The sequence below is a fragment of the Arthrobacter sp. BE255 genome, assembly GCF_031457335.1.
Classification (GTDB): Bacteria; Actinomycetota; Actinomycetes; order Actinomycetales; family Micrococcaceae; genus Arthrobacter.
The window spans coordinates 147,384-172,989 of the sequence record NZ_JAVDWK010000002.1 but is presented as its reverse complement, the minus strand read 5'-3'; the positions used below and the strand labels follow the sequence as shown (position 1 = coordinate 172,989).

Here is a 25,606-nt window from a genome sequence, read left to right as displayed (position 1 = left end):
AAAGCCGGTTTACGCGCCGAGCTCCGTCATCGGCACCGCCTCAGGCCGTTCGCACCGGCTCGCCACCTTCACGGACTGCCCCAGCGCCGCCGATTCCAGCACGGATTCCATCACTTCCAGCACGTGGAAGGCCAGCTGCCCTCCGGCCCTCGGTTCGGCTCCGGGAGGGGTGACGGCGATGTCATGCAGCCCGAACCCCCGCGCGGCATCCACATAACCGGCCGACACGGGAAGCACCTCCCAGGTCTCGCCGCCGAGCGTCCGGAGCTTCACGTCGCCGTCGAAACGGTTGGGATCGGGGACGACCAGCGAGCCGGCGTCACCATGGATTTCCAGGTTTGCGGACTGGGTGGCCACGGCGTCGAAGCTCATCACCAGCGTGGACAGCGCACCTGACTCGTGCACCAGCACCCCGGTGACGTGGGTGTCGGTGCTGACGGGAACCGTCCCGCCCGCGCGCGGCCCCTTGCCGATGGTCCGGCTGGAGCGCGTGTGGCTGGCTGCGCCGATAACCGAAACCACCGGCCCCAGCAGCGTAACCAGGGCGGAGACGTAATACGGACCCATGTCCAGCAGCGGGCCGCCGCCGGGCTGGTAGTAGAAATCCGGATTGGGATGCCAGCGTTCGTGGCCCGGGGTCATCATGGTGGCGGTGGCCGAGATGGGCGTGCCGATCAGGCCGTCGTCGATCGCCTTCCGGGCCGTCTGGATGCCGGTCCCCAGTACCGTGTCCGGAGCGCAGCCGACGACGGCGCCCGCCGCCGCTGCTGCCTCCAGCACCTTGCGTGCCTCTTCAGTGGTCGCCGCGAGCGGCTTCTCGCCATAGACCGCCTTGCCGGCGGCGATGGCCCGCAGCGCGATGTCCGCGTGGGCGGCCGGGATGGTCAGGTTCAGGACCAGGTCCACCTCAGGGTCCGCGAGCAGGTCATCAACGGTCAGCGCCCGCACGCCTGGCTGGTCCGCGGCGACGGCTTCGGCCCGGGCGAAATCGAGGTCCGCGACGGCCGCCAGCCGGACTGATGCCAGCCGCGGGAACGTGGCCAGGTACTGGGTGATGATGTTGCCGCAACCGATCACGCCGATGTTCAACGGCTTGCCCACAGCATGCCCCTTTCGATGATGGTGCGGACGTTGTTGTCCTTGAGGATGTCCACGCTGTGGCCCGGGGTGGCGACGAAGATCCGGCCCTCACCCCACGACCGCGTCCAGATCGCCGGCGAGACCACGTCCCGGTGCCAGGCGTCTTTTTCCCGGGCCGGCAGGGTGGTGGTGGCCAGGACATCGATGTAGTCGTCGGACAGCACCCAGTACTGCTCCGTGAAAAGCTCGAAATCGCCGATGCCGGCGGTGATGGGATGCTCGGCCGCCGCCGGCAGCATGTTTACCGTGTACGTCCGGAAATTATCCGAGGCGTCCCCGTGCGGCTCGCCCTGGTCCTTGGACGGATGGCAGGCGAACTGGCCCCCGATCAGGTGCAGGTAATCAGAGCTGTTACGGTACGAATCGGCGATGCCCCCGTGCCAGCCGGCCATGCCCGTTCCGGCCGCGATGGCGGAGCGGAGTCCTTCGAACTCGGCCCTCTCGATAGTGTTCATCGTGTTGCACTGCACGATCAGGTCCACGCCGGCGAGGTAGGCGGCATCGGCGTACACCGCCGTCGACTCCTCCACCCGCACTGTGTAGCCCTGCTCGCGCAGGAACGGGATGAACAGCTCGGTGGCCTCGACCGGCTGGTGGCCGTCCCAGCCGCCGCGGACCACAAGGGCGTTTTTGGTGGTTGTCATGCTGTGTGTCCTTCTCGTTTGTCCACTGGGGTCCAGCGGGAATCCTGGCCTGCGCTCTGTTCCACGGCGGCCAGCACCCGCTGCACCTGGAGGGCGTCGGAGAACGACGGCGTGGGCTGGGTTCCGGCGCCGATGGCGGTCACGAGGTCCACCACCTGGTGCGTGAAGCCGTGTTCGTAGCCCAGCCCGTGGCCAACCGGCCACCAGTTGCCGGTGTACGGGTGGTGCGCCTCCGTGACGTTGATCCGCCGGAAGCCGAGCGAATCCGGGTCGGCGCCGCTGCCGCCGTCGTAATAGTTCAGGTAGTTCATGTCCTCGAAGTCGAACGCGATGGACCCCTCGGAACCGTTCACTTCCAGCCGCATGGCGTTCTTGCGGCCCAGCGCCACCCGGCTGGCCTCAAAGACGCCGATCGGGCCGCCGTCGAACCGCGCACTGAAGACCACCGCATCGTCCACCGTCACCGGTCCGCGCTCGACGCCGGCACCCACCTCGCCGCTGCCGCCGAGGCCCACAAAGTCACCGCCGACGGGGCGTTCCTTCGTGAAGGTCTCCATGATGGCGGATACGCCGGTGATGCTCTGGCCGGTGACGAACTGGGCGGCGTCGATGCTGTGGGCGCCGATGTCGCCGAGGGCGCCGGAGCCGGACTTCGCCTTGTCCATCCGCCACGTCAGGGGCGCGTTCTCGTCCGAAAGCCAGTCCTGCAGGTACTGCGCGCGAACCTGGCGGATGGTTCCCAGCCTGCCGTCCCGGACCATGTTCCGCGCAAGCGTCAGGGCAGGGGTGCGCCGGTAGGAGTAGCCGCACATGGCGTAGACGCCGCGGGCGGCTGCCTCTTTGGCAACCTGCGCCATTTCTTCCGCCTCGGCCACGCTGTTGGCCAGCGGCTTTTCGCACAGCACATGCTTCCCGGCCTTCAGGGCGGCGATGGCGATCTCCGCGTGCGTGTCGCCGGGCGTGCAGATATCCACGAGGTCGACGTCGTCCCGCTCCACGAGTGCCCGCCAGTCAGTTTCGGTGCTGGCCCAGCCCAGGCGGCCGGCGGCCTCGGTGACGCGCGCCCTGTCCCTGCCTGCAAGGACGCTCAGTTCGGGGGTCAACGGGAGGTCGAAGAAGCGCGGTGCGGTGCGCCAGGCGTGCGAGTGGGCGGCGCCCATAAAGGCGTGGCCCACCATTCCCACACGCAGCAGAGGGGCGGTGTAAGGCGTGGTCATAGCTGTGGTGTTCTCCATCGATCCCGTTTTCGAAATATTTCGCAAGTAATTCGTGAGCTGTGATAAAAAGTAGTTGCACGGCATGGCCAGCGTCAAGGATTGTCCAGGGATTGTTTGACTTGGAACTTCGTTGCTGTGCATGCTGGTTCGTCCGAAATTTTTCGAGAAAGTCTGCACAGATGCCTGCAAAGAGCGCCGCCAAAGTGAACCTCGCGGACGTTGCCGCGCTCGCCGGCGTCTCCGCGCCCACGGTGTCCAAAGTGATCAACGGCCGCGATGACGTGGCGGATGCCACCCGCGCCCGCGTCCAGGATGCGCTTGGCAAGCTCGGCTACGAATCACCGGCGCAGCGCCGTTCCAAGTCGTCCGGGCCGGCACTTGTGGACCTGGTCTTCCACGGCCTGCACAGTTCGTACTCGCTGGAAGTGATGTCCGGGATTGTGGAATGCGCCGCGGAGGAGGGTGTGGAGATCGTGCTCAGCGGCGTCAAGCCTGCCAAGCTCCGCAGCGTCGACCATGAGCAGTGGTCCCAGCGCCTCGCCGAATCGGGCCGCAAAGGACTGATCTTCGTGACGTCCGTGGTCACTGCCGGCCAGCTCGAATCGTTCCGGCGCCGCAACATTCCGGTGGTGGTGATTGACCCGCTGAGCCCTCCCGGCTCCGGGTACGTCAGCATCGGGGCCACCAACTGGGCGGGAGGCAAGGCCGCCACGGAGCACCTGCTCGGCCTGGGGCACCGGAAAATCGCCTTCCTGGGCGGGCCCGAGGCCGTCGAATGCAGCGTGGCCCGGCTGCACGGCTACCTGGCTGCCCTTCGTGCCAACAACCTTCCGGCGAACCCGGACTACATCCTGCCCGGCCGGTTCAACCGTGACAGCGGAGTCGCCGGCGCACGCCAGCTCCTGGCTTTGGAGGATCCGCCCACCGCAATCTTCGCCGCGAACGACGTCATCGCGTTGGGTGTCCTGGACGAGGCCCGGCGGCAGGGCATCCGCGTCCCCGAACAGCTGAGCGTGGTGGGCTTCGACGGGACGGACCTTACCGAGCAGTCCGTCCCCCGCCTGACGTCGGTGGCCCAGCCGCTCCAGGAAATGGGCTGGGCGGCCCTCCGGACGGTGCTGCGGCTGGCGAAGGGCGAAACCCTGGAATCAAACCACGTCGAACTGGCCACCCGGCTGGTGGTCCGGGATTCAACGGCGCCGCCTGAGGGCTGAGCCCTATCGGTGGCGGCAGGCCTATGGGCGTTGTCGCTGCAGGGGCAAGGGATCATTCCCCGCTGATGCATTAGTCCGCTGGGGACTCCTCCGTGGAATCTTCCCACCGCCAGCCTTCCCACGCGGAAGAGGTGATTTGCTTGGATGACAAACAATCCGTCGGGGCGCGGACTGAATGGTCGTTGCCGGCCGAGGGGTGGTCGGAAGCGCCCGATGTGTTGCGGCTGAGCCCGTTCATTTGAGTCCTTTCTTAATCGGCGCGATGGACAGCTCATAGCCGCCGGCTTTGTCAATCATGCATCTGCTGTTGATCCCGTCTGCAGCTATCCAGGCAACGTCGCCGGAGGGTGTGGCGTCGTCGACGAAACCGGTGCCAAGGAACTTCCCACCCCTCCGGATTTCCACTTCGGTGCCGATCAGCATTGGCCAATCAGGACAGGGGGATAACGGCGCCGCTGCAGGCACGTACGGCCACACCACTATGGGTAGGTCATCCACCGCGGGGACGGGGCTTGCGACCTGCGGATTCAGTGTCATCGAAAATAGTGTCCTTTCATGGCATGGCCGCCGGAAGTGTGTTTGTTTCAATTCCGGCAGTTGCAGGGTCAACGTGAGAGGAGCAGCGCTTCCCCCTGGCCACCGCCGCCGCACAGTGCTACGGCAGCCCTACCGGAACCGCGGCGCTGGAGTTCGTACGCGGCAGCGACCACAACCCGGGCGCCGGAAGCGCCAATGGGGTGGCCGAGCGCCATGGCACCGCCGTTGGTGTTGACTCTGTCCATGCCGATTCCCAGCTGGGCAGCTGAATGGACGGCTACGGAGGCAAACGCCTCGTTGATCTCCACGAAGTCCAGGTCTTCCACTGCCCACCCGGCCGCCTGCAACGCCTTGCCGATAGCACGGGCCGGCTTGTCCGGCAGCGAGGTGTCCGGACCTGCTATCTGTCCATGGGCGTGGAGCACAGCCGCGATCTCGAGGCCGTGGGCAGCTGCATAGCCTCGGGTTGTCAGGACGACGGCGGCCGCGCCGTCGTTGAGCGGCGAGGCATTTCCTGCGGTAACCGTGCCGGTTGGGGAGAACGCCGGCCTCAGCCTGCCGAGCAACTCCTCGTTGCTGTCCGGACGCACGCCCTCATCGGTGCTTGCCAGCTCGGCCCCGCCGCGGCGCCGTGGAACCTTGACCGGGATAATCTCCGCGTCGAAGAGACCGGCTGCCCGGGCGGCCGCTGCCCGCCGGTGCGAATCGGCCGCGGCTTTGTCCTGCTCGGCGCGGGCAATCCCCAAGGCGTTATTGGCACGGTCCGTGGCCAGGCCCATGGCCTCGTGATCGAAGGCATCGGTGAGTCCGTCGTGGGCCGCCGAGTCGACCAGCGCGGCGTCGCCGTAGAGATGGCCTGCGCGGGAATCCTGGAGCAGATGCGGGGCGTTGCTCATAGATTCCTGTCCGCCGGCGACCACAACTTCGGCTTCTCCCAGCCGCAGGAGCCGGCTCGCGTCGATGATGGCGCTCAGTCCGGAGAGACACACCTTATTTACGGTAACGGCGTGGGCGCTGAGTGGAATTCCCCCGGCGACGGCGGCCTGCCGGGCAGGATTCTGGCCCGCCCCTGCCTGGAGCACGTGTCCCATGATGACGGCGTCGACGGCTTCGGGGCGGATGCCGGACCGGTCCAGGGCTGCGGCGATTGCCGCGCCGCCGAGCTCGACGGCGGACAACGGGGCGAGCTGTCCCATCAGTCTGCCCTGGGGCGTGCGGGCGGCCCCGACGATGACGACATCTGTACTGTGGTTCATTCTTCTCCTTGGAGGGGACGGGGGGCGGGCTAGCCGACGGCCGGGACGGGGATGCGCAGCCCGGGATGGAACCCGGTGCCCGCTTCCCGGTCCAGCAGCGGGGTGAGTCCGCCGGTGTGGAAGGGATAATTGGCGCCGAGGATCATGCACAGGTCGACCTGCTCGGGTCCGGCTACCACGCCCTCGTCCAGCATCGCAGTGACCTCCAGTGCCAGTGCGGCCAGGACCCTGGCGCGGATGGCACCGGCTTCTGCCGGCCTGGACTCAGGCAGCAGGGCAGCGGCGGCGGGTGCAATGCCGCCGTCGTTGTCCAGATAGCCGGGGAGTCCCGCAGCCACAAGAGCCGTCAGGCTCCGGCTCACACCAAAGCGCTGCGGATACGCCCGGTGCATGGTCTCGCAGATATGCAGCTGCACGGCCGGGCCGATGAACTGCAGCAACTGCAGCGGCGTCATGGGCAGGCCCAGCGAATCCAGTGCATGGTCTACGGTGGCGGGTTCGGCGCCGTCATCAAGCAGGGAGAGGACCTCGCCGAAGAGCCGGGTCAGCACGCGGTTCACCACGAATCCGGCTGTATCAGTGGCGAGGACAGCGGTCTTGCGCAGCGTCCGGGCCAGCTCAAACGCCGTCGCAAGCGTGGCCTCGTCAGTCTGCGGTGCGGTGATGATTTCCACCAGTGGCAGGACCGCAACCGGGTTGAAGAAATGGAAGCCGATCAGCCGCCCGGGGCGGGCGAGGGTGGCGCCCATGGCCTCAATCGACAGCGACGAAGTGTTGGTCAGCAGCAAGGCCTCCGGCCGAAGCAGCGGTTCGAGCTCCGCGAACACGGCCCGCTTGACCTCAAGGTCCTCAAAGACTGCCTCGATGACCACGTCGCAGTCCGCGAAGGCCGCCTTGTCCGTGCCTCCGGTAATAAGGGTGCGGACGGCCTCGGCGTCGGAAGCCTGCAGCCGACCGCGGCGCACAAGTTTGTCCAGTTGCCCGCCGATCCAGCCCAGCGCGGTGTCGATGCGCTCCTGGGACAGGTCGGCGATTCGTACCGGGACGCGCAGCTGTTGCGCGAAGATGAGGGCGAGCTGGCTTGCCATCAGCCCGGCACCGACGACGCCGACTGAGCGTACCGGCAGTGGCTCGGCGGCTGGCCTGCCTGCGGGCTTCTTCGCCAGGGACTGCGTGAGGTGGAAGGCGTAAATGCTGGCACGGGCCTCGTCGGAGAGCAACAGCTCGCCGAACGCCCGGATCTCCGCCGCCGTCCGGCTGTTGCCGGTGGGGGCTTCGGCCGCCGCGGCGATCAACTCCAGCGCGCGGTAGGGCGCGGGCGCGGCGCCATGCAGGCGCGCGTCGAGCTGTGTCCGAATGGCCTCCAATGCCGCTGATCCGACGACGGCGGGGGAGGACTCCTGCTCTCTGTTCTGGCCCGTGCGTGCTGCGGCCGCCGATGCGACGGAGAGGATGCCTGCGGCGAAGTCCAGCGAGGCTGCCAGGAATCCGGCCGCCGGCAGTAAGGCATCAACAAAGCCAAGTTCGGCTGCAGCCCGGGCTGAGAGGTTCTTGCCCGCCAGCGAATCCGTGACCACCAGGCGGGCCGTCTGCGCCGGGCCGAGCAGCGCCGCGGTGCGCGGGATCCCGCCCCAGCCAGGCACCAGGCCCAGGCGAACCTCGGGAAAGCCGATGGCCCGGACCGAGTCCGCGGCCGTGCGGTAGTCCGCGTGGAGAGCCAACTCCAGCCCGCCGCCCAGCGCGACCCCGTTGACGAACGCGAAGGTGGGCACCGGAAGGGCCGCCAGCCGGCCTAGAGCTTCCAGGCCCCGGCGGGCCACCTCCTCGGCCTGCTCCGGCGTGGCAGCCTCTTTCATCTTCTTCAGGTCAGCACCGGCACAGAAAACCTGGTCCTTCCCCGTCACGGCCACCGCATCCACTCCTGACAGGTCCAGGGCGGCCAATGCGGCCTCGAACTCCGCGAGCGACGCCGGGCCCAGGGTCACGGGGCGTTGGCCGGAGTTCTCCAGGGTCAGCACGGCAAAGCGGAAACCGGCATGGTCAAGATAGGCGGTGCTGGTCTCAGTAATGGTTTCTGACACAAGACTTCCCTCATAGATGTGAACAAATAGGACGCAGGGCCTGACACGAGGCGTGCCGGTGGCGCGGAATCCCGGGAATCGGGTCCCAGGGCTAGGAGAAACTCGGGATGCCGGTGATTGCCCGCCCCATGATCAGCGTGTGGATCTCATCGGTGCCCTCATAGGTTCGGACGCTCTCAAGATTGTTGGCGTGCCGCAGCGGCGAGTACTCCAGGGTGATCCCGTTTCCACCGAGGATGGTGCGGGCCGAGCGGCAGATCTCTATTGCCTGGCGTACGTTGTTGAGCTTGCCGAAGGAAATCTGCTCGGGACGCAGCCGGCCGGCATCCTTGAGCCGACCGGTCTGCAGGGCCACGAGCGTTCCCTTTTGGATTTCCAGGACCATGTCCACCAGCTTCTGCTGGGTGAGCTGGAAGGAGGCGAGCGGTTTGTCGAACTGGGTCCGCTGGTTGGCATAGGCCAACACGGCCTGGTAAGCATCGCGTGCAGCACCCATTGCGCCCCACATGATGCCGTACCTCGCTTCGTTGAGGCACGAAAATGGCCCCCGGAGGCCCACCACCCCTGGCAGCGCGGCGGTTTCTGGCAGATGGACGTCCTCCAGCGTGATGTCGCACTGGATGGACGCGCGCATCGACAGCTTCCCGGCGATCGGAATTGCTGAGAAGCCTGGCGTGTCGGTCGGTACGACGAAACCGCGGATGCCGTCCTCCGTGCCGGCCCAGATGATCGCAACGTCAGCGATGGAGGCCAGGCCGATCCATCGTTTCGCTCCGTTTAGCACCCAGCCGGATCCCGTACGCTCGGCCCGGGTGAGCATGTTGGCGGGGTCGCTGCCCGCGGTGGGCTCGGTGAGGCCGAAGCAGCCGATCAGCTCACCCGCGGCCATGCCTGGCAGCCACCGCTGCTTGTGCTCCTCGGAACCGAACTTGGAGATTGCGCTCATGGCCAGCGAACCCTGCACGGACACGAACGTGCGGATGCCAGAATCCCCGGCTTCCAGCTCCATGGCGGCGATCCCGTACTCGACGGCGCTGCGGCCGCCGCATCCGTACCCGGTCAGATGCATGCCCAGCAGGCCCATGCTCCCCATCTCCTTGACCAGGTCCAGGGGGAAGACGGCGTCTTCGTACCAGGCGTTGATGTCGGGACGGATGCGGTCGTCGACAAACTGGCGGACCTGGCGGCGCAGGTCGATCTCCTGCGTGCTGAGCAGTGAGTCGATGTCGAGATAGTCGGTGGCGAGGTCGGTCACTGGTGTGCTCCCATTGGTTCGTTGTTGTTGCTGTGGTGGTGTTGCGGCGGTTCGACGGCGGACGGGCTGTTCAGCCAGTCCCGCACCTCGTCCGCGTGCTGCCCGAGCCGTGGAGGCCGCCGTACGTAGCTGACTGGTGTGTCGGACAGGGTGATCGGATTGGCAGCCAGGTCGACGCTGTCCTCATCCGGGCCCACGGTGATGCGGGCGTCCAGCCCGAGTGCGTTGGCCATGGCGAAGGCCTCGGCGATGTCATTGACGGGCCCGCAGGGAATTCCATGGGCTGAGAGCACCTGGTACCAGTGGTCGGCAGTCTGCCCGACGGTCTTTGCCGTAATGGTCCGATCGAGTTCGTCGATGTGGGCTACGCGGGCAGTGTTGGTTGCAAAACGTGGATCGTGCGCAGTCTCGGGGATTCCGAGTGCCGCGCAGAGCTGTGTGAACTGCCTGTCGTTACCGACCGCGATGACGACAGGCCGGTCGGACCCGGGGAACAGTTGGTACGGTGCGATCGATGGGTGCCGGTTTCCCAGGATGCCCGGGACCGCGCCAGCGGCCGTGTAGCCGACACTCTGGTTCACCATGCTGGACAGCAGGGTGCCCAGCAGGTTGACCTCGACAAGCTGGCCCCGACCGGTGGTCTCGCGTGCACGCAGGGCTGCCAACACGCCGATCGCGGCGTGCAGGCCAGTCAATACGTCGACCAAAGCGACACCGGCTTTGACCGGTTCACCCGGGCCGGGCCCGGTCACGCTCATCAGTCCGCCTACTGCCTGGACCAGCAGGTCATACCCCGGAAGGGCGGCCGCGGCCTGGTCAGAGCCGAACCCGGTGATCGAGCAGTACACCAGCCGCGGGTTGATCCTGGCTGCCTGGTCGTAGGACAACCCGTGCCGGGCCATCGTGCCGGGCCGGAAGTTTTCGATCAGCACGTCAGCGCGCCGAATGAGTTCGACGAGGTCGTGGTGGTCTGCCTTGTCGGACATGTCTGCCGTGAATGATCGCTTGTTCCGGTTGACGGACAGGAAGTACGTCGCCTCATGGTCAGCTGTGAACGGTGGCCCCCAATGACGGGTGTCGTCACCAGTACCCGGACGCTCAATTTTGATCACGTCGGCGCCAAGGTCGCCGAACAACATGGTCGCGTACGGGGCCGCCAGCACCCTGCTGAAATCTGCGACGACGATCCCCGCCAACGCGCCGGCTGGCGGACTTTGCGGACCGGTGTCAATCATTGGGACTCCTTAGTTAGTGATCGTCAGGGGTGATCAGTGACTGGCTGCGCGGACGGCATTGTTGAAGAGTGGCGTCCGGACGATCAGCATGATGGCGGCGGCCGCGAGCGGCAACACGGTCACCTGCAGCAGGCCGGCTCCTTGCCAACCGATGCTTGGCACCAGCGCCGCGAACAGCAGCCCCGAAAAGGCGGCCGATCCGTAGTAGCAGGTGACGAAAAGGCCGGCGGCACGCCCCACCTGGTGCGGACGGACTGCCCGCTGGATGGCACTGTTCATGTTGGGGAAGAAGACGCCGGTACCGAACACACCCATGAGGCAGGCGAAGACGCACTGCCAGGCGAAGGGGGCCTGGACCTGGTAGATCAGCACACCGAGCACCGCCATGACCGCCAGGGAAACGATCAGCAGGGTCCGCTGGTTGATCCGGTCCCCGATCCAGCCGCCGAGCAGGCCGGCCAGGCCTCCCAGGCCCACGAAGCTCAGCGCCACAGCGGAATCTCCGGTGGAGATGCCCAGTTGAGTCGTCAGGAAGGTGGGGTACAGGCCCAGGAACCCGTAGAGGGCGATGGACCCGCAGCCGGCGGCTGCCGCGATCGCCAGGGAGTTGCGGTTGTAGGCACTGTCCGGCATGTAGTCGTAGGATCCTTCGACGCCGGTCAGGCTGATCGCCCGCTCGGTGAACTTGCGGCTGACAGCGAACGCCACCACCACCGCGAGCAGCAGTCCGAGTACCCCGAAAATCATGAAAGGGGCCCGCCAGGTTCCGAACTGGCCGGCGAACATGATGCCGAGGGCCGGCCCGAAAGTTGCACCCAGGCCGAATGCGAAGCCTAGTATGCCCAGGGCGAGGCCCCGGCGGAGGTGGAAGAACGCGCCAACCGCGGCGAACAGCGCTGCGGCCTGCATCCCCTCACCCAGCCCGGAGATGATTCGGTACACGGCCATGTCGCCCCACGAGGAGGCAAACGGCGTGGCCAGCGTGCCCAGGGAATAGATCACAATACTGACTACGAGGACGGCTTTGCGCGAGAAACGCTCCACCAGGAATCCGGCGGGGATGCCTGCGATGGCCATCCCCAGGGTGAAGATTGTGGCCAGCAGTCCACCGGCCTGCAGGCTGAACCCATACTCTTTGCTGATAGTGCCCAGCAGGGGAAAGAAGACCTGCCGGTCCATCGCATTGAGCATAAACGTGAGGGCCAGCACCCCGAGTGACACAGCAGCAACAACCTTGCTGGGCATGCCCTCGGGGTTGTCCTTGACCCGTGATGGTGCCGGGCTGGACGGAACGGCATCGATGGAAATGGCGTCCATGGGTTCAGGGTACGTGGGAACGGTGTGCTCCACGGTGGAGCCGGCTGCACCGGGTGCTTGGCCGGCGCTGGAGGGGGTGGGGTGGGACATCGTTGTCTCCTAGAGGGGTTTGCGTTCTCATGTGGATTTGACCGGCGCGCAAGGGACGGACACAGGATGTGGCAGGGCAGCAAGTCCCGGTCACAGCCTGGAAGTGGCTGCCCGGGTTCACAGGCGGACCCTCCTGGTGCGCAGCCACTTGACAGTTGTGGGCTGTCTTCCTCGTGGTGCGATTCTGCTGACGCATCATCGCATCCGTGGAATGTGCAACTAGTGCTAACGATAGCACTGGATTGCTGCGAGTCAAGAGGGTTGCGTTGGGTAGTTTGGCGAAGCAGGGTGTGTCTTGACTGGGGACACAGTCGTGCTATCGTTAGCACTAGTTACGCGCCACATACGCTTCACGATCCGCTGCCGGTCCCCGGTACGATGGTCCGCTAACAGTCTTGTGTCAGGAGGAACGATGGTCACGACCAAAGATATCGCTGCACATCTGCAGCTTTCAGTCTCCACCGTCGGCCGGGCGCTGGCCAATGACACCCGCATCAGTGAGCAGACAAAAGTCCGCGTCCGCCAAGCGGCCACCGAGTTGGGCTACGTGGGCAACCACGCGGCCAGGATGATGCGGGGTGCTCCGAGCAACGTTGTGGGGCTTGTCATCCCCGACATCCGCAACAATTTCTACAACACCATCGCCCATGAACTCTCCGCGATAATGGCCGGCGAGGACTACCAGCTGATGCTGGCCGAGACGTTCGACGATCGCCTCATCGAGCGGCGCCACCTGCGCGAGCTGTCCGCCAGCCACGCGGCGGGCGTGGTGATCGTACCGACCCCGGCCCCACACAGCGACTCGGTTAATATGCTGCGGGACATGCCGCACGTCCAGTTGCTGCGTCGGCACGCGTCGCTGGGTGCTCAGTGGTTCGGCCTCGATGATCATCGGGCGTTGCACGATGCCACGACGCATTTGCTGGATCTCGGCCACACGCGGATCGCCTACATCGGCGCGCCTGCCGACCTTCCCACCGGACGGGAACGCCTCGAGGGCTACCGCCAGGCCCTGCGAGACCGGAGCGTCCCGCTGCGCTCCAACCTGGTCGAACTTGGCCCCCCGGCCTCACCCGAGCACGCTCAAGAGGCAGTGCGCCGGCTGCTGAACCGTCCGAGCCCGCCAACCGCCGTCGTGCTGGGATCCGTCCTGCATACCGTCGGCCTGCTGGACGGCTTGCTGGAGATGGGCGTCGATGTCCCCACAGAGCTGTCGGTGGTTGGCTTCGGCGATCAGAGCGGGTTCTCCTGGTGGGGACCCGGCCTCACCACCATCAGTCTCCCCATCGGCGACGTGGCCAGCTCCTGCGGGCTCTGGTTCATCCGCCGCCTTAATAATCCACCGAACGGAAACGACCCTTACGAGTCGACGTCGGTGGGCTGGCTTGTGTCCCGCGGCAGCACTGCTGCACCCCCGGCCGCGACGCGCGCCCGCTCCGCCTAAAGACGCACCACCAAAGAATGAAGCGCCCCTGTGGGCGTTGCAAAAAATACAAGTGCTAACGATAGCACAAACCTTGACCCCATTGGAGTTGGATAAATATGCTGCCACCGGTCGATCTACGTCCGCCGTTCAACATCACCCGAACCAGCCACCTGCGCCTTAACGTCGCCGACCTGTCCGAGAGTCGTGACTTCTACACCAAGGTCATTGGCCTGGTGGTAACCGAGGAGGACGATTCGACGGTCTACCTGCGCGGCCTCGCAGAAGCCTGCCACCACAGCCTCGTCCTGGAGAAGAGCATCGACGGCGGTACGGCCCGCCGGATCGGATTCCGTGTCTTCTTCGAGGAGGACCTGGACGAGGCCTACCGTTACTTTCACGACCGCGGCCTCCCCGCCGAGTGGGTGCAGATGCCGCACCAGGGCCGCACGCTGCACGTCTCCGACCCTTCCGGGACGCCGCTGGAGCTGTGCGCAACCATGGAGACACGGCCCCGGCTCCACATCAATTTTGAGCAGTACAAGGGCGCGCACGCCCAGCGGCTGGACCACTTCCAGCTGCTGACGCCCGACGTTTACGGGTTGTGCGCGTTCTACAGCGGCCTGGGGTTCCGCAACTCTGAGTACCTGGAGCACGGCGATGATCTGGTAGGTGCTTTCATGTACCGCAAGGGCACCTGCCTTGACCTTGCGATGGTGCCCGGCGACGGCCCAAGCCTGCACCATTTCGCCTACACCGTCTCCGAGAGCCATGACATCTTCACCGCCTGTGATTTTGCCGGCATCATGGGCTACGGCGACGGGGTCGAGCGTGGTCCTGGCCGGCACGGGCCCGGCGGCATGCTCTTTGCCTATCTTCGGGATCCGGACGGCCACCGCGTCGAGGTTTTCAACAGCCACTACCAGACCATCGACCTTGAGACCGAGCCAGTGCGCTGGGACGCCGCATCGGTCAGCACCAACGCCCGCTGGGGGCTCCCTGCCTTGGAGCAGTGGTACTTCGAGGCCTCGTCCTTCGAGGGCGTCCCGCTGAAGTCCCCGGCCGTCCGCCCTGCCCCCATGACGCTGGAGAAGTTCCTGGCCAGCCAGCAGTCCCGCTAACCCCCACCAAAACTGGAGAATCACACATCATGTCCCGAGTTCCTTCACTGTCCCGCGACGCCGCTTCCATTGACCAGCAGCCGCTGTGGGACCGCCTTGAGGCGGAGCGCAAAGTGCCGACCGCCAACATTTTCCGTGCCCTTGCGAACGCCCCGGTTCTCCTGGACGCGTTCCTGACCTACGCCAATGCCATGCGTGACAGCTCGCAGCTGAGCCCTAAGCTGCGGGAGTTGGCGATCCTGTCAGTCGGCCACACCACCGGCTCGGAGTACGAGATCGCCCATCACCAGTCCCACGGACTCAAGGCCGGACTCACCGAGGAGCAACTGGCCGCCGTGGCGGATGGCGAGAGCACGGAGCTGTTCGACGACGCCGAACGTGCCGTGATGGCCCTGGCGCGCGAGTCGACCGCTAAAGTGCACGTAACCGAGGACACATGGGCTGCCGCGGCCAAGCACCTTGACGATCAGCAGATGGTGGAGCTCACACTGACAATCTCCTGGTACAACTCGGGAGTACGGATCATGGGCCTGCTCGGCATCGAGGTTGAGGACGGCTACCGCAAGTAGCTCGCCCACGGCCCCGCTTTTTCCCACAATTACAACCCTTTTCTCTCCCAAGAAGGAGCCCGTCAATGGCGACGATGCGAGCAGCCCGGCTGCACAAGATCGGCGAACCAATGTCGATCGACACCATCGAAATACCCAAGCCCCGGCCCACCGACGTACTGGTCCGGGTCAAGGCCGTCGGCATCGTGCCGAACATGGCCAACGTGATTAACAACTGGCCCACCTGGTTCCCGCACCAGCCCATCCCCGCATTCCCCGCGATCTTCGGTCTGGATCCCACCGGGGTGGTGGAGGAGGTCGGAGAGTCGGTGATCAACGTCAAGCCCGGAGACCGGGTCTACGTCAGCCCGCTGCGTTCCTGCGGCAGCTGCTACGCCTGTTCCGGGGGTACGCCCAGCCGCTGCCGCTACTACACCCTCAACGGGTACTTCAGCACTGCACGTGACGGCCAGCGGATCTTCGACCTCTACCCCTATGGCGGGTTCAGTGAGTTCATGACCGCGCCGCAGCAGGCTTTGGTGAGGATCCCCGACAACCTTCCGTTCGAGCTGGCCGCCCGCTTTGGCTACATTGGTACCGCCTACGGTGCGCTTCGCCTGGCCGACGCTGGACCTGGCACTGTGGGCCTTATAGACGGCATCACCGGCACGCTGGGCGTGGCCTCCACTGTGCTCTGCCTGAGCATGGGGGTGGCCAAGATCCTGGGCACCGGCCGCAACCAGGAGCTGCTTGAACGTGTGAAGGCGCTGGCACCAGGCAGGATCGAGGTCATGAAACTTGGCGAGCAGTCCTCCGGGGAGTGGGCCAAGGCGCGGACGCGCGGCGATGGCGCCCACTTCGTGATCAGCGCGCTCGGGGCCCGGGCCGACGCGGCCACCATGGTCGACTCGATGCGGGGGGTCCGGCGCGGCGGCCGCGTTGTCAACGTCGGTGGGGTCGCCGATGAGGTGCCGGTCGACATGAAGTGGCTGATGGACGAGCAGGTCCAGATCATGGGCTCGAACTGGTTCACGGCGGCTCAGGGTCAGGAGATGGCCGACATGGTCGAGACTGGCACGCTGGACCTGACTTACCTGGAGACGGAGGCCTTCCCCTTGGCGGACGTCAACACGGCAATCTCCGGACGGCTGAAGGACCCGCGCGGCGGTTTCAGTAACTACGTCGTTCTTCCCTGACGACGGGCTCGGCCGGTAGTCCTTTATGGCCTACCGGCCGACCTCCGGGGCGCCCGCGCGCCCCGGCCAACACTCAGGCGTCGACGCCGGTGAGCACGAATGCCACCGTTGCCGGCGCCTGTGTTTTGTTCCTCCAGGCATGCCGTGCGGCGACCTGCACAACGGTGTCACCCGTGGTCAGCCGCACCTGCGCGCCGTCGTCCAGTTCGAGCCAGACCTCCCCTTCCAGCACCACGCCGTAGTCCACGCTGCGAGTGCGGTGCATTCCGTCCGGCTCGAATACCTTGGCCAGATCCGGTGCGTAGGCAGCCACTTCCTGATTCGCTGCGCTGGGATCAAAATCCGGGCTCATCACCACCGATTCGGGGGCATAACTCACAATCACGAAGCTCGCGCCGCCGGGGCCTGGAATCACCGGACCGTGATTGTCGGTGGGCTCGGATTCGGGCGGCACGGTGGAGGGTACGCCGGGGGTAAACCAGACCCGGATCTGAGCCTGTCCGGGCATGGTCTCGAAATCGTGGCTGTGGGGCACCGCGCCGTCGGAGACAAAGACCGACTTCCCTGCCTTGTCCGTGCCGGTGACCACTCTGCGCACTGTCACTTTGGTTCCTTTCGTCTATTCTTTGCGATCGTTAGCACTATCTCGCGCCCAGCACGAGCTGTCAATGGCCCCGTTGAGGCCCGGTAAGACAGGCGTCCAAGGCCCCACTCCCTTTCCCGGGCGGTCATGCGCAAGAAAAAATTCGGTGGGGGTGGCGTTCCAAAGACACTGTGCTATCGTTAGCATTATGTTCGATGATGACGACCAAGACACCGACTTTGCCGCTACCGGCGTCGTGCTGGCCCAGGCAGGTTTGCCGGGCCACAAGGCGGCTATCTGGCTGGTCCACCGGGACCGCGCGCTTCCCATGGAAGAGTGGGCTGAGCAGTGGCCGTGCGCAAACGCCGCTTCGGTCACCGAGCTTCTCCAGCAGTGGGACACCCATCAGCGCGAACTACGACAGCTGACCGAGCTGCCCCAGACCGCCCGGGCCATCGCCGAGACCGGCCTGCCCGTGGCCGCGCTGAGGCTTGAGGCTCCGCTACTGCCCACCCAGCTGTTCTGCACCATCGGTAATTACAGGCGGCAGGTCATCGAGGCCGCCATCGATGGTGGTGACCCGGCCGAAGCAGATCGCCTTCGCGCCGCGACCGAGGAGGCACTGGACCAGCGAAGCCGCGACGGCGCCCCTTACGTTTGCCTCACCAGCATCGACCGGGTGGGCGCCCCGCTGGGCGAACTGGTTCTGGATCCGGACCTGGACACCCTGGACTGGGAGGTTGAGATCGGTGCGGTCATCGGAACCTCCGGTTCCCGGCTGACGCCGTCCGAGGCGCAAGGCGTCATCGCCGGCTACTGCGTGGTCAATGACCTGACGATCCGCTCCCGCGTCGTCCGGCCTGACCTTCCCGTTTTGGGCAGCGACTGGCTCCAGTGCAAAGGCCTGCGCGGATCGCTCCCGCTCGGACCGTGGTTCGTGCCCGCCTGGCAGATCCCCGCCCCTTCGGGCCTGCGGCTGCGCCTGTCGCTCAACGACCAGCTCATGCAGGACGACACAGCCGACGACATGGTGTTCAACATTCCCGAACAGTTGTCCTACCTGTCCCAGCACACCCGGCTTGGCCCCGGCGATGTACTCTGCACCGGCTCTCCCGCCGGGTTCGGCGTTCACCACGGCCGCTTTCTGCGTGCCGGAGACACTGTCAAAGCTTCGGTGACCGGTCTGGGCCAGCAGATCACCCGGTGCGTGGACCCGCATTCCACCCAAGCTGATCCCACCTAACCCGGCCGCTCCAGGCCGGATCACGAAAAAGGAGCACGACGCATGACCCCGCAGCAAACAGTCCTGCTGACAGACCGGGCCTGGCCCGATGACAGCATCGAACGAGGCATCCTCGAAGGCGCAGGCTTCAGTGTCGTCGCCGGCCCGGCCGACCCGGCGCCGGTCGAAACAATCGACGCCCTGATCGCCGAACACCAGCCCGCCGCCATCCTGACCTGCTGGGCAACGGTGTCCGCAGCAGCGATCGCTTCCTCCGCATCTCTACGTGTGGTCGCCCGGATGGGCGTAGGCCTGGACAACATCGCCGTGTCCGCCGCCACCGATCGAGGCGTACATGTCACCAACGTCCCGGACTACTGTGTCGCAGAGGTCTCCGACCATGCCGTCGGACTGGCTTTGGCCTGGACCCGCGGCCTGGTGGCCGCCGACCGCGAGGTCCGCGCCGGCAGCTGGAACCCCGCAGGTGCCCGCCTTAGGCGCCTGTCCAACCTGACCTGCGGTGTCATCGGATACGGCCGCATCGGCAGAGCCACTGCAGCCAAACTGCAGGCGCTCGGAGCCCGCGTGGTAATCAGCGATCCCCGCCCTCCGGCCGATGCCGGCATCGAAGTCCTGCCCCTTGACGACCTCCTGGCCGCCAGCGATATTGTCGTGCTGCACGCACCGCTGGTTCCGCAGACCCACCACCTGATCGGCGAACGGGAGCTGGCGTTGCTCCCGCAGGATGCCTTCCTGATCAATGTCAGCCGCGGCGGGCTGATCGACACCGCCGCCTTGCTCGCCTCCTTGAAGAGCGGGCATCTCGGCGGAGCAGGCCTGGACGTCCTTGAGGAGGAACCTGCGGTTCCCGCCGAGCTGCTGACCCACCCCGGTGTGATCGTCACACCCCACATCGCCTTCGCTTCCGACGCGTCGATCATCGACCTGCGCCGCAGTGCCGCCGAGGAGGCCGTGCGCGTCCTGCGCGGCGAACCTGCCCGCTACCCCTGCAATACCCCGTCCGCCCTCGCCACTGGAGTGTCATCTTGAGCGCAATCCGTACCGTCCATGGCCGCCAGATTTTCGATTCCCGCGGCCGCCCGACCGTCGAGGTCGACATCGTCCTCGACAACGGCGCCACGGCCCGCGCATCCGTACCCTCCGGGGCCTCCACCGGCACCCATGAGGCACATGAACTGCGTGACGGCGACACGTCGGTGTTCGACGGGCTCGGCGTTACCGCCGCGGTCGACCACGTGAACGGCGAAATCGCTGCCGCGTTGCGCGGTGCCAACGTGGACGACCAGCGGGTGATCGACGAGCGGCTGCTGGACCTTGATGGGACGCCCACGCTGTCGCGGCTGGGCGCCAACGCCGTGCTCGGCACATCGCTGGCGGTATGCCGCGCTTCCGCCGTGGCGGGCGGGCAGCCGCTGTATCGGCGGATCGCCCAGCTGGCCGGCGTCGACGAGCCCGTGATGCCGATGCCGATGGTTAACATCCTTTCCGGCGGCCTCCATGCCGGTCGCGGTATGGACGTCCAAGACTTCCTGGCCGTGCCGGTTTCGGCCAGGTCCGCACTCGAGGCGATCCAACTCACCTCCCGAGTCCGGGCCGCTGCCGCCACACTGTGCGCCGAGCGGGGGCTGCCGACACTGCTGGCCGACGAAGGGGGCCTGAGCCCGGGCTGCCGCACGGGCGAAGAGGCCCTCGAACTGATCACGGAAGCGATCGAGGCCGCCGGCCTGCAGGCCGGCACTGACATAGCCATCGCCATCGACGTCGCCGCGACCTCCCTCTACGACAGCAACGCCGGCGACTACCATCTGCGCCGGCAGGAACGGCATCTCAGCACCGCCGAGATGATCGACATGGTCTCCTCCTGGGCTGACCGCTTCGCGATCGTCTCGATCGAGGACCCGCTTGACGAGGATGACTGGGCAGGCTGGCAGACGCTGACTAAACGCCTGGGTCACCAGGTCAGGCTGATCGGTGACGATCTGTTCACCACCAACAGCCAAAGACTCGCCACGGGCATCGCCCGCGGCGTCGCCAACGGCGTCCTGGTCAAGGTCAACCAGAACGGCACGCTGACCGGCACCCTGGACGTGGTCGCCGAGGCGCGGGCCGCCGGCTACGCCCCTGTGGTGTCGGCCCGCTCCGGGGAGACCGAGGACGACTTCCTGGCCGATCTGGCTGTCGGGACTGCAGCCGGGCAGATCAAGATCGGGTCCGTACGGAACTCCGAGCGACTGGCAAAATACAACCAGTTGGTGCGCATCGCTGAGGACTCCACCCTGGGCTTCAGCCGCCTGCCTGCGCTGGCCCCGTCCGCAGCGGCTGTCCGGTGAGCGGCACGGAGCCCCAGGCCCGGGTGCAGGAGTTCCTGCGCCGCCACGGGCTGATGCAGCCAGCGGAGGCGGCGATACTGACCCCCCTGACCGGAGGCGTGAGCTCGGACCTGTGCCGGGTGGACCTGCCCGGACGCACCCTGTGCGTGAAGGGAGCGTTGGCCCGGCTGAAGGTCGCGTATGAGTGGCTCGCTCCCACCTCCCGCAACCGGGTCGAGTACGACTGGCTGCGGTTCGCCGGCACCGTCGCTCCCGCGCAGGTCCCGCAGGTGCTGGCCTTCGACGAACAGGCCGGCCTGTTCGCGATGGAATTCCTCGCGCCCGAGAAGTACCCGGTCTGGAAGGACAAGCTCCTCGCCGGGCAGGTCGATCCAGCCGACGCTCAGGCCGTCGGCGACCTCATCGGCCGGCTGCACGCAGCGAGCGCCAAGGACGCCGTGGCTGCCGACACGTTCGCCACGGACAGCAACTTTGATGCCCTCCGCATAGAGCCGTACTTCCGGGTCACTGCCCGTGCCAACCCAGACATGGCCGACCGGATCGGGAGGCTCGCCACGGTGACCGCAGGCACGCACCTGGCGGTGGTGCACGGCGATGTCAGCCCCAAGAACATCCTTCTTGGTCAGCACGGCCCGGTGCTTCTCGATGCCGAGTGCGGCTGGTACGGCGACCCCGCGTTCGACGTCGCGTTTTGCCTGAACCACCTGCTGCTCAAGGCGACCATCCTGCCTGACCACACCACACTGCTGCACGACTCAGTCCGCCTGCTGGTGGACAGTTATACCCAACACATCAGCTGGGAACCGGCGGCGGCCCTCCTGGGCCGCGTCGCAACCCTGCTGCCACTGCTCGCACTGGCCCGGGTCGACGGCGCGTCCCCGGTGGAGTACCTGACGCCCCCGCAACGCGTCCGGGTGCGCGATCTCGCCCGGCGCCTGTTGTCCCGGCCGGCCTCCACCATCGACGCGCTCGTCGAGGAATGGATGCTCAATGCCCGTGAACGCACGGCCGAGACGACGCAAATAAAGGAGCGGACCCCATGACGTTCTCCCTGTCCACTGTCCGGATCGACGGAATGCCCACCCCCGTGCTCCGGCTCCCGGATGGCCGCCTGTACAGGCTCGCCGACCTCGCCCCCGAGGTTCTGGCCGCCGATCCGGCGGCCGGCCTGATGACAGTCTTCGCCAACTGGGAGTCGGCCGAGCCCCTTCTGCTCGCCGCCGTCGAGGCCCTGTCCAGCAACCCAGCCGATCCGGTCGTCGGGCCCGCCGAGCCCGAGGACTGGCTCACCCCGCTGCAGTACCCGAACAAGGTCATCTGCACCGGCGCCAACTTCTATGACCACGTCCTCAAGGACGGTGGCCATACGGGCTTCTCCAAAGAGGACAACATCCCGGTTTTCTTCCTCAAACCGCCCACCACGACCCTCGTCGGCCAGGGACGATCCGTCCGCTACCCCACGCAGACCGAGAAGTTCGACTACGAGCTCGAGCTCGCGTTCATCATCGGCCGGCGCGGACGGCACATCCCGGTGGACCGGGCGCGTGAGCACATCGCCGGCTACACCATCGCGTTGGATCTCTCGGCCCGGGACTGGCAGCGCCATCCCAAGCACCTGGTCAAGTTCGACCTTTTCGGGGGCAAAGTCTTCGACGACAGCTGCCCGCTTGGGCCAGGCATCGTCCCTGCGCGTTTCATCGATGACACCAGCTTGCAGCTGCAATTCTGGCTCAACGGCGAGCTCCGGCAGAATGCCAACACCTCGGACCTGATCTGGTCGGTGCCGGAACTGGTCTCCCTGATCAGCGAGCACGTGACCCTTGAACCGGGCGACGTGGTGCTCACCGGAACTCCTGCCGGCGTCGGGTTGAGCACCGGGACCTGGATGCATAGCGGTGACCAGCTCAAGGGGCAGATCAGCGGCATCGGATCGATCAGCGTGCAGATTATCCCCGCCGATGCCCACCGGTCGAACTGACAATCCCCACGCCGTAACGCCACTGGCAAACCCAAGGCAAACACCCCCAAGTGCGGACCCGGTTCAGGCCGCACCCAAGACACCAAGGAGCAGACCATGAAGGCAGCCGTTCTAGCCCAGACCGGAACAATACCTACTTACACAGATTCTCCGGACCCGGAGCCCGGTAGTGGCCACGCCGTCATCGACGTTACTGCGGCCGGGGTCCATCACCTCGACCTGGCCAAGGCATCCGGGGCTTTCGGCACCCCCAGAATCCTGCCGTACGTGATCGGTGCCGACGGCGTAGGCACAACCGGCACCGGCCGTCGCGTGTTTTTCACCTCACCCGTATCTCCTCACGGTTCCTGGGCCGAGCGAACACTGGTCGCCGAGGAGAACCTGCTCGACCTCGCGGACGACGTCGATGACGTTACGGCAGCCGCGCTCGGCAACACCGGGCTGGCCGCCTGGCTGGCACTCACGTGGCGGGCGGATCTGCAGCCTGGCCAAAACGTGTTGGTTCTGGGCGCCACAGGTGCGCTCGGATCGATCGCCGTCCAGCTCGCGAAGTCCCTCGGCGCCGCTACGGTGGTCGCTGCCGACAGGGACCCCGACCGGCTGGTCATCGCCGCCGGACGCGGCGCCGATGCCACCGTGGCGATCACACCGGACATGGACCTCGTCAGTGCCTTCCGCGATTCGGTGGGTGACCGCGGCTTCGACGTCATCATTGACCCCGTCTGGGGCGACCCCGCCCTTGCCGCCATGCACGTAGCGGCGCGAGGCGCCCGTCACATCCAGATTGGCCAGTCCGCAGGGGCAACCATCCAGCTTCCCGCCGGCCTCATCCGAGGAGCACGCCTGGAGCTCCTCGGGTTCGCCCACGTCGACCCGCCGGTGGAGATCCGGCGTGACGCCTACCTGAAACTGACGGAGCTCGCAGCTACCGGAAGACTTGCCGTCGACACCATGACCCTCCCGCTCTCCGATTGCCAGCGGGCTTGGGAACTGCAGCAGCAGGGCGCCCCACGCAAACTTGTCCTCGTGCCCTGACCCCAATTTGCCCAGTAGGAAGGGACGCAATGCTTGAGCAGGGGATCCGCTACGACGTTATGGTCAGGATCAGCCAACGCAAGGAGCTTGAAGACGAACTTGACCGAGCCGTGGAAGGAGCGATCCAGGAAGCCCTCAAAAACCCAGGGTGCGGCGTCCTGGTAACCCGACACGACCACCAGACATTCACGGTGGAGCTGTCCCGAGAAGTTCCACAGGGAATGATCTCCGAAAAGGCCCTCTACGCATTGGCCTGACGTGCTTTTGGAGTGACTAAACTGGGACGCATGACCGAGCAGGAACCGGCCTCAACGGGGGCCTCCCCGGCTCCTGGCGCCATCGACACGTCCTTACGGAGTCCGGCACAGCGGTCCCGCACCTTCGCCGGGATCCTGGTGAATACTGCCCTCGCCAACATCACCACCAGCTACCTGTGGTTCGCCCTGACCTTCTGGGTGTACCTGGAGACGCGCAACGTCATCGCCACCGGCGTCATCGGCGGCGCCTACATGCTGCTGATTGCCCTTTCCAGCATCAGCTTCGGCACCTTCGTGGACCGCTACCGCAAGCTGGCCGTGATGCGCTTCGCCGCCGGCTTCACCCTGGTGATGTTCGTGCTGTCCGGAGTCATGTTCCTGCTGACACCCGAAACCTCGATGCTGGACCTGACACAGCCGTGGTTCTGGATCTTCACCGTGATCATCCTCGTGGGAGCGGTGGTGGAGAACATGCGCAACATCGCCCTCTCCACCACCGTCACCATCCTGATCGAGCCGGACCGGCGGGCCAACGCCAACGGCCTGGTGGGCATGGTGCAGGGACTGATGCTGATCGTCACGTCGGTGCTCTCCGGGTTGTCGGTGGGGCTGCTGGGCATGGGCTGGACGGTCGTGGTAGCACTGGTGTCCACGGCACTGGCATTCGCGCACCTGCTGATGCTGCGTATGCCTGAGGAGGTCCGCGCCGCCGCTACGGACGCGCACGGCGGATTCGACCTGCGCGGCTCCCTCGCCGCCGTGCTGGCGGTCGCCGGACTGTTCGCGCTGATCCTGTTTTCAACGTTCAACAACTTCATCGGCGGCGTCTACATGGCGTTGGTGGATCCCTACGGCCTGGAGATGTTCCCTGTGGAGCTGTGGGGCACATTCTTCGCCATTGGCTCCACCGGCTTCCTCGTGGGCGGCGCTCTGATTGGCAAATTCGGGCTCGGGTCAAACCCGCTGCGCACCATGCTCATCGCCGTGATCCTCATGGGTATCCTGGGCGCGGTGTTCACGCTGCGGGAGTGGGCGTGGCTCTACGTTGCCGGCATTTTCCTCTACCTGGTCGTGGTGCCTTTTGTGGAAGCCGCGGAGCAGACAGTCATCCAGCAGGTTGTGCCTCTGCAGCGGCAGGGCCGGGTGTTCGGATTCGCCATGGCCTTCGAGTCCGCTGCGGCGCCGATCACCGCGTTCCTCATCGCGCCGATCGCCCAGGTCTGGATCATCCCCTATGCCCGTTCCGCCGAGGGCGCCGCGCAACTGGCCCCGCTGCTGGGTGAGGGCACCTCCCGTGGCATCGCCCTGGTTTTCCTGGTGGCCGGAATCATCATGATCGCGGCCGCCTTGCTGGCCTTCCTGACTCCGGTCTACCGCCGGGTCACAGCGTCCTACGCCGAGGCGGCTGCGGACCCCTCTACGGCGGCGGACACCGACTCCCGTGCTTCGGCAGGACGGACCCCGGAAATCTGACGGAAACGTCACCCGCCTAGTGTGATGTCGAAAGACCACCGTGGAGGCGATGCACCGGAAATGCTGGCTATGCATGATCCTTCGGTCTATAAACGTAGGACCGCCCAGCAGCCGAAGGGAACCTGATGCATCTGATGCCCCGTGAGCAGGAAAAGCTCATGATTGTGGTGGCCGCCGACCTCGCCCGGCGGCGGCAGGCCAGGGGCCTCAAACTGAACTTTCCAGAAGCCGTGGCCATCATCAGCTACGAACTGATCGAGGGGGCCCGCGACGGTCGCACCGTGGCGGACCTGATGAGCTACGGCACCACCGTCCTCACCCGTGAGGACGTCATGGAAGGCATCCCGGAAATGATCCACGACGTCCAGATCGAGGCCACGTTCCCTGACGGCACCAAGCTCGTCACCGTCCACGATCCGATCCGATAGGGCAG

At 66.1% G+C, this 25,606-nt stretch carries 24 protein-coding genes; 14 read left to right on the top strand and 10 right to left on the bottom strand.

All coding sequences use genetic code 11. The annotated features are described in order from the left end of the window. Positions 1-9: 9 nt before the first annotated feature. Genes J2X42_RS04150 through J2X42_RS04140 form a run of 3 tightly spaced genes read right to left on the bottom strand, consistent with a single transcriptional unit; the run spans position 10 to position 3,001 of the window. Entirely contained in the window at positions 10-1,101 is a 1,092-nt protein-coding gene (locus J2X42_RS04150) for a Gfo/Idh/MocA family oxidoreductase (protein WP_310162499.1), read from the bottom strand. Continuing rightward, complete coding sequence (locus J2X42_RS04145) at positions 1,086-1,784, bottom strand: ThuA domain-containing protein (RefSeq protein WP_310162497.1); 699 nt, start codon at positions 1,782-1,784, stop codon at positions 1,086-1,088. The genes J2X42_RS04150 and J2X42_RS04145 overlap by 16 nt, the downstream gene beginning before the upstream one ends. Continuing rightward, positions 1,781-3,001: a Gfo/Idh/MocA family oxidoreductase gene (locus tag J2X42_RS04140; protein ID WP_310162495.1), complete on the bottom strand. Its 1,221-nt coding sequence runs from the start codon at positions 2,999-3,001 to the stop codon at positions 1,781-1,783. The genes J2X42_RS04145 and J2X42_RS04140 overlap by 4 nt, the downstream gene beginning before the upstream one ends. Positions 3,002-3,180: 179 nt before the next feature. On the opposite strand from J2X42_RS04140, the gene J2X42_RS04135 reads away from it, so the two are divergent. Further along, positions 3,181-4,215, top strand: coding sequence for a LacI family DNA-binding transcriptional regulator (locus tag J2X42_RS04135; RefSeq protein WP_310162494.1), 1,035 nt, complete (start codon positions 3,181-3,183; stop codon positions 4,213-4,215). Between the two features lie 234 nt (positions 4,216-4,449). Here the strand turns inward: J2X42_RS04135 and J2X42_RS04130 are convergent, their stop codons facing one another. The 6 genes from J2X42_RS04130 to J2X42_RS04105 all read right to left on the bottom strand — a co-directional run bounded on the left by J2X42_RS04130 (position 4,450) and on the right by J2X42_RS04105 (position 11,986). Further along, the gene (locus J2X42_RS04130) at positions 4,450-4,752 is read right to left on the bottom strand and encodes a hypothetical protein (RefSeq protein ID WP_310162492.1); all 303 of its coding nucleotides are present in this window, start codon (positions 4,750-4,752) and stop codon (positions 4,450-4,452) included. 68 nt (positions 4,753-4,820) lie between these two features. Then, positions 4,821-6,008 carry an acetyl-CoA C-acyltransferase gene (locus J2X42_RS04125; protein ID WP_310162491.1) on the bottom strand — a complete coding sequence of 396 codons (1,188 nt, stop codon included), beginning with the start codon at positions 6,006-6,008 and terminating at the stop codon, positions 4,821-4,823. A 29-nt stretch (positions 6,009-6,037) separates the two neighbouring features. After that, positions 6,038-8,089 carry a 3-hydroxyacyl-CoA dehydrogenase NAD-binding domain-containing protein gene (locus J2X42_RS04120; protein ID WP_310162488.1) on the bottom strand — a complete coding sequence of 684 codons (2,052 nt, stop codon included), beginning with the start codon at positions 8,087-8,089 and terminating at the stop codon, positions 6,038-6,040. Between the two features lie 91 nt (positions 8,090-8,180). Continuing rightward, a complete protein-coding gene (locus tag J2X42_RS04115) occupies positions 8,181-9,344 on the bottom strand; it encodes an acyl-CoA dehydrogenase family protein (protein ID WP_310162487.1) in 1,164 nt (387 codons plus the stop codon). Beyond that, entirely contained in the window at positions 9,341-10,579 is a 1,239-nt protein-coding gene (locus J2X42_RS04110) for a CoA transferase (protein WP_310162486.1), read from the bottom strand. The genes J2X42_RS04115 and J2X42_RS04110 overlap by 4 nt, the downstream gene beginning before the upstream one ends. A 33-nt stretch (positions 10,580-10,612) precedes the next feature. After that, a complete protein-coding gene (locus J2X42_RS04105; protein ID WP_310162485.1) occupies positions 10,613-11,986 on the bottom strand; it encodes an MFS transporter in 1,374 nt (457 codons plus the stop codon). A 412-nt stretch (positions 11,987-12,398) separates the two neighbouring features. Here J2X42_RS04105 and J2X42_RS04100 point away from each other — a divergent pair, with 412 nt between their 5' ends. The 4 genes from J2X42_RS04100 (at position 12,399) to J2X42_RS04085 (ending at position 16,274) form a co-directional block, all read left to right on the top strand. Then, a complete protein-coding gene (locus tag J2X42_RS04100) occupies positions 12,399-13,430 on the top strand; it encodes a LacI family DNA-binding transcriptional regulator (protein WP_310162483.1) in 1,032 nt (343 codons plus the stop codon). A gap of 98 nt (positions 13,431-13,528) precedes the next feature. Beyond that, positions 13,529-14,530, top strand: a complete 1,002-nt coding sequence (locus J2X42_RS04095) for a VOC family protein (protein WP_310162481.1) — start codon at positions 13,529-13,531, stop codon at positions 14,528-14,530. A 29-nt stretch (positions 14,531-14,559) separates the two neighbouring features. Next, positions 14,560-15,099 (top strand): carboxymuconolactone decarboxylase family protein, encoded by a 540-nt coding sequence (locus tag J2X42_RS04090; protein ID WP_310162479.1) that lies wholly within the window; start codon positions 14,560-14,562, stop codon positions 15,097-15,099. Positions 15,100-15,164: 65 nt separating this feature from the next. Beyond that, a complete protein-coding gene (locus J2X42_RS04085) occupies positions 15,165-16,274 on the top strand; it encodes an alcohol dehydrogenase catalytic domain-containing protein (protein ID WP_310162477.1) in 1,110 nt (369 codons plus the stop codon). A gap of 73 nt (positions 16,275-16,347) precedes the next feature. Here the strand turns inward: J2X42_RS04085 and J2X42_RS04080 are convergent, their stop codons facing one another. Then, positions 16,348-16,878, bottom strand: coding sequence for a cupin domain-containing protein (locus tag J2X42_RS04080; protein ID WP_310162476.1), 531 nt, complete (start codon positions 16,876-16,878; stop codon positions 16,348-16,350). Between the two features lie 187 nt (positions 16,879-17,065). Here J2X42_RS04080 and J2X42_RS04075 point away from each other — a divergent pair, with 187 nt between their 5' ends. The 9 genes from J2X42_RS04075 to J2X42_RS04035 all read left to right on the top strand — a co-directional run bounded on the left by J2X42_RS04075 (position 17,066) and on the right by J2X42_RS04035 (position 25,601). After that, positions 17,066-18,100 (top strand): fumarylacetoacetate hydrolase family protein, encoded by a 1,035-nt coding sequence (locus J2X42_RS04075; protein ID WP_310162474.1) that lies wholly within the window; start codon positions 17,066-17,068, stop codon positions 18,098-18,100. A 42-nt stretch (positions 18,101-18,142) separates the two neighbouring features. After that, positions 18,143-19,129 (top strand): C-terminal binding protein, encoded by a 987-nt coding sequence (locus J2X42_RS04070; protein WP_310162470.1) that lies wholly within the window; start codon positions 18,143-18,145, stop codon positions 19,127-19,129. Then, positions 19,126-20,430, top strand: coding sequence for a phosphopyruvate hydratase (gene eno / locus J2X42_RS04065; protein WP_310162469.1), 1,305 nt, complete (start codon positions 19,126-19,128; stop codon positions 20,428-20,430). The genes J2X42_RS04070 and eno overlap by 4 nt, the downstream gene beginning before the upstream one ends. Next, positions 20,427-21,473 carry a phosphotransferase gene (locus J2X42_RS04060; protein WP_310162468.1) on the top strand — a complete coding sequence of 349 codons (1,047 nt, stop codon included), beginning with the start codon at positions 20,427-20,429 and terminating at the stop codon, positions 21,471-21,473. Before eno ends, J2X42_RS04060 begins: the two co-directional genes overlap by 4 nt. Continuing rightward, the gene (locus J2X42_RS04055) at positions 21,470-22,408 is read left to right on the top strand and encodes a fumarylacetoacetate hydrolase family protein (RefSeq protein WP_310162465.1); all 939 of its coding nucleotides are present in this window, start codon (positions 21,470-21,472) and stop codon (positions 22,406-22,408) included. The genes J2X42_RS04060 and J2X42_RS04055 overlap by 4 nt, the downstream gene beginning before the upstream one ends. 96 nt (positions 22,409-22,504) lie before the next feature. After that, positions 22,505-23,443, top strand: a complete 939-nt coding sequence (locus J2X42_RS04050) for a zinc-binding alcohol dehydrogenase family protein (RefSeq protein WP_310162463.1) — start codon at positions 22,505-22,507, stop codon at positions 23,441-23,443. A 29-nt stretch (positions 23,444-23,472) separates the two neighbouring features. Next, entirely contained in the window at positions 23,473-23,700 is a 228-nt protein-coding gene (locus J2X42_RS04045; protein ID WP_310162461.1) for a hypothetical protein, read from the top strand. A 30-nt stretch (positions 23,701-23,730) separates the two neighbouring features. Further along, on the top strand, positions 23,731-25,173 hold the full coding sequence (locus tag J2X42_RS04040; protein ID WP_310162459.1) for an MFS transporter: 1,443 nt from the start codon (positions 23,731-23,733) through the stop codon (positions 25,171-25,173). Positions 25,174-25,298: 125 nt separating this feature from the next. Next, on the top strand, positions 25,299-25,601 hold the full coding sequence (locus tag J2X42_RS04035) for an urease subunit gamma (protein ID WP_310162458.1): 303 nt from the start codon (positions 25,299-25,301) through the stop codon (positions 25,599-25,601). Positions 25,602-25,606 lie beyond the last annotated feature (5 nt).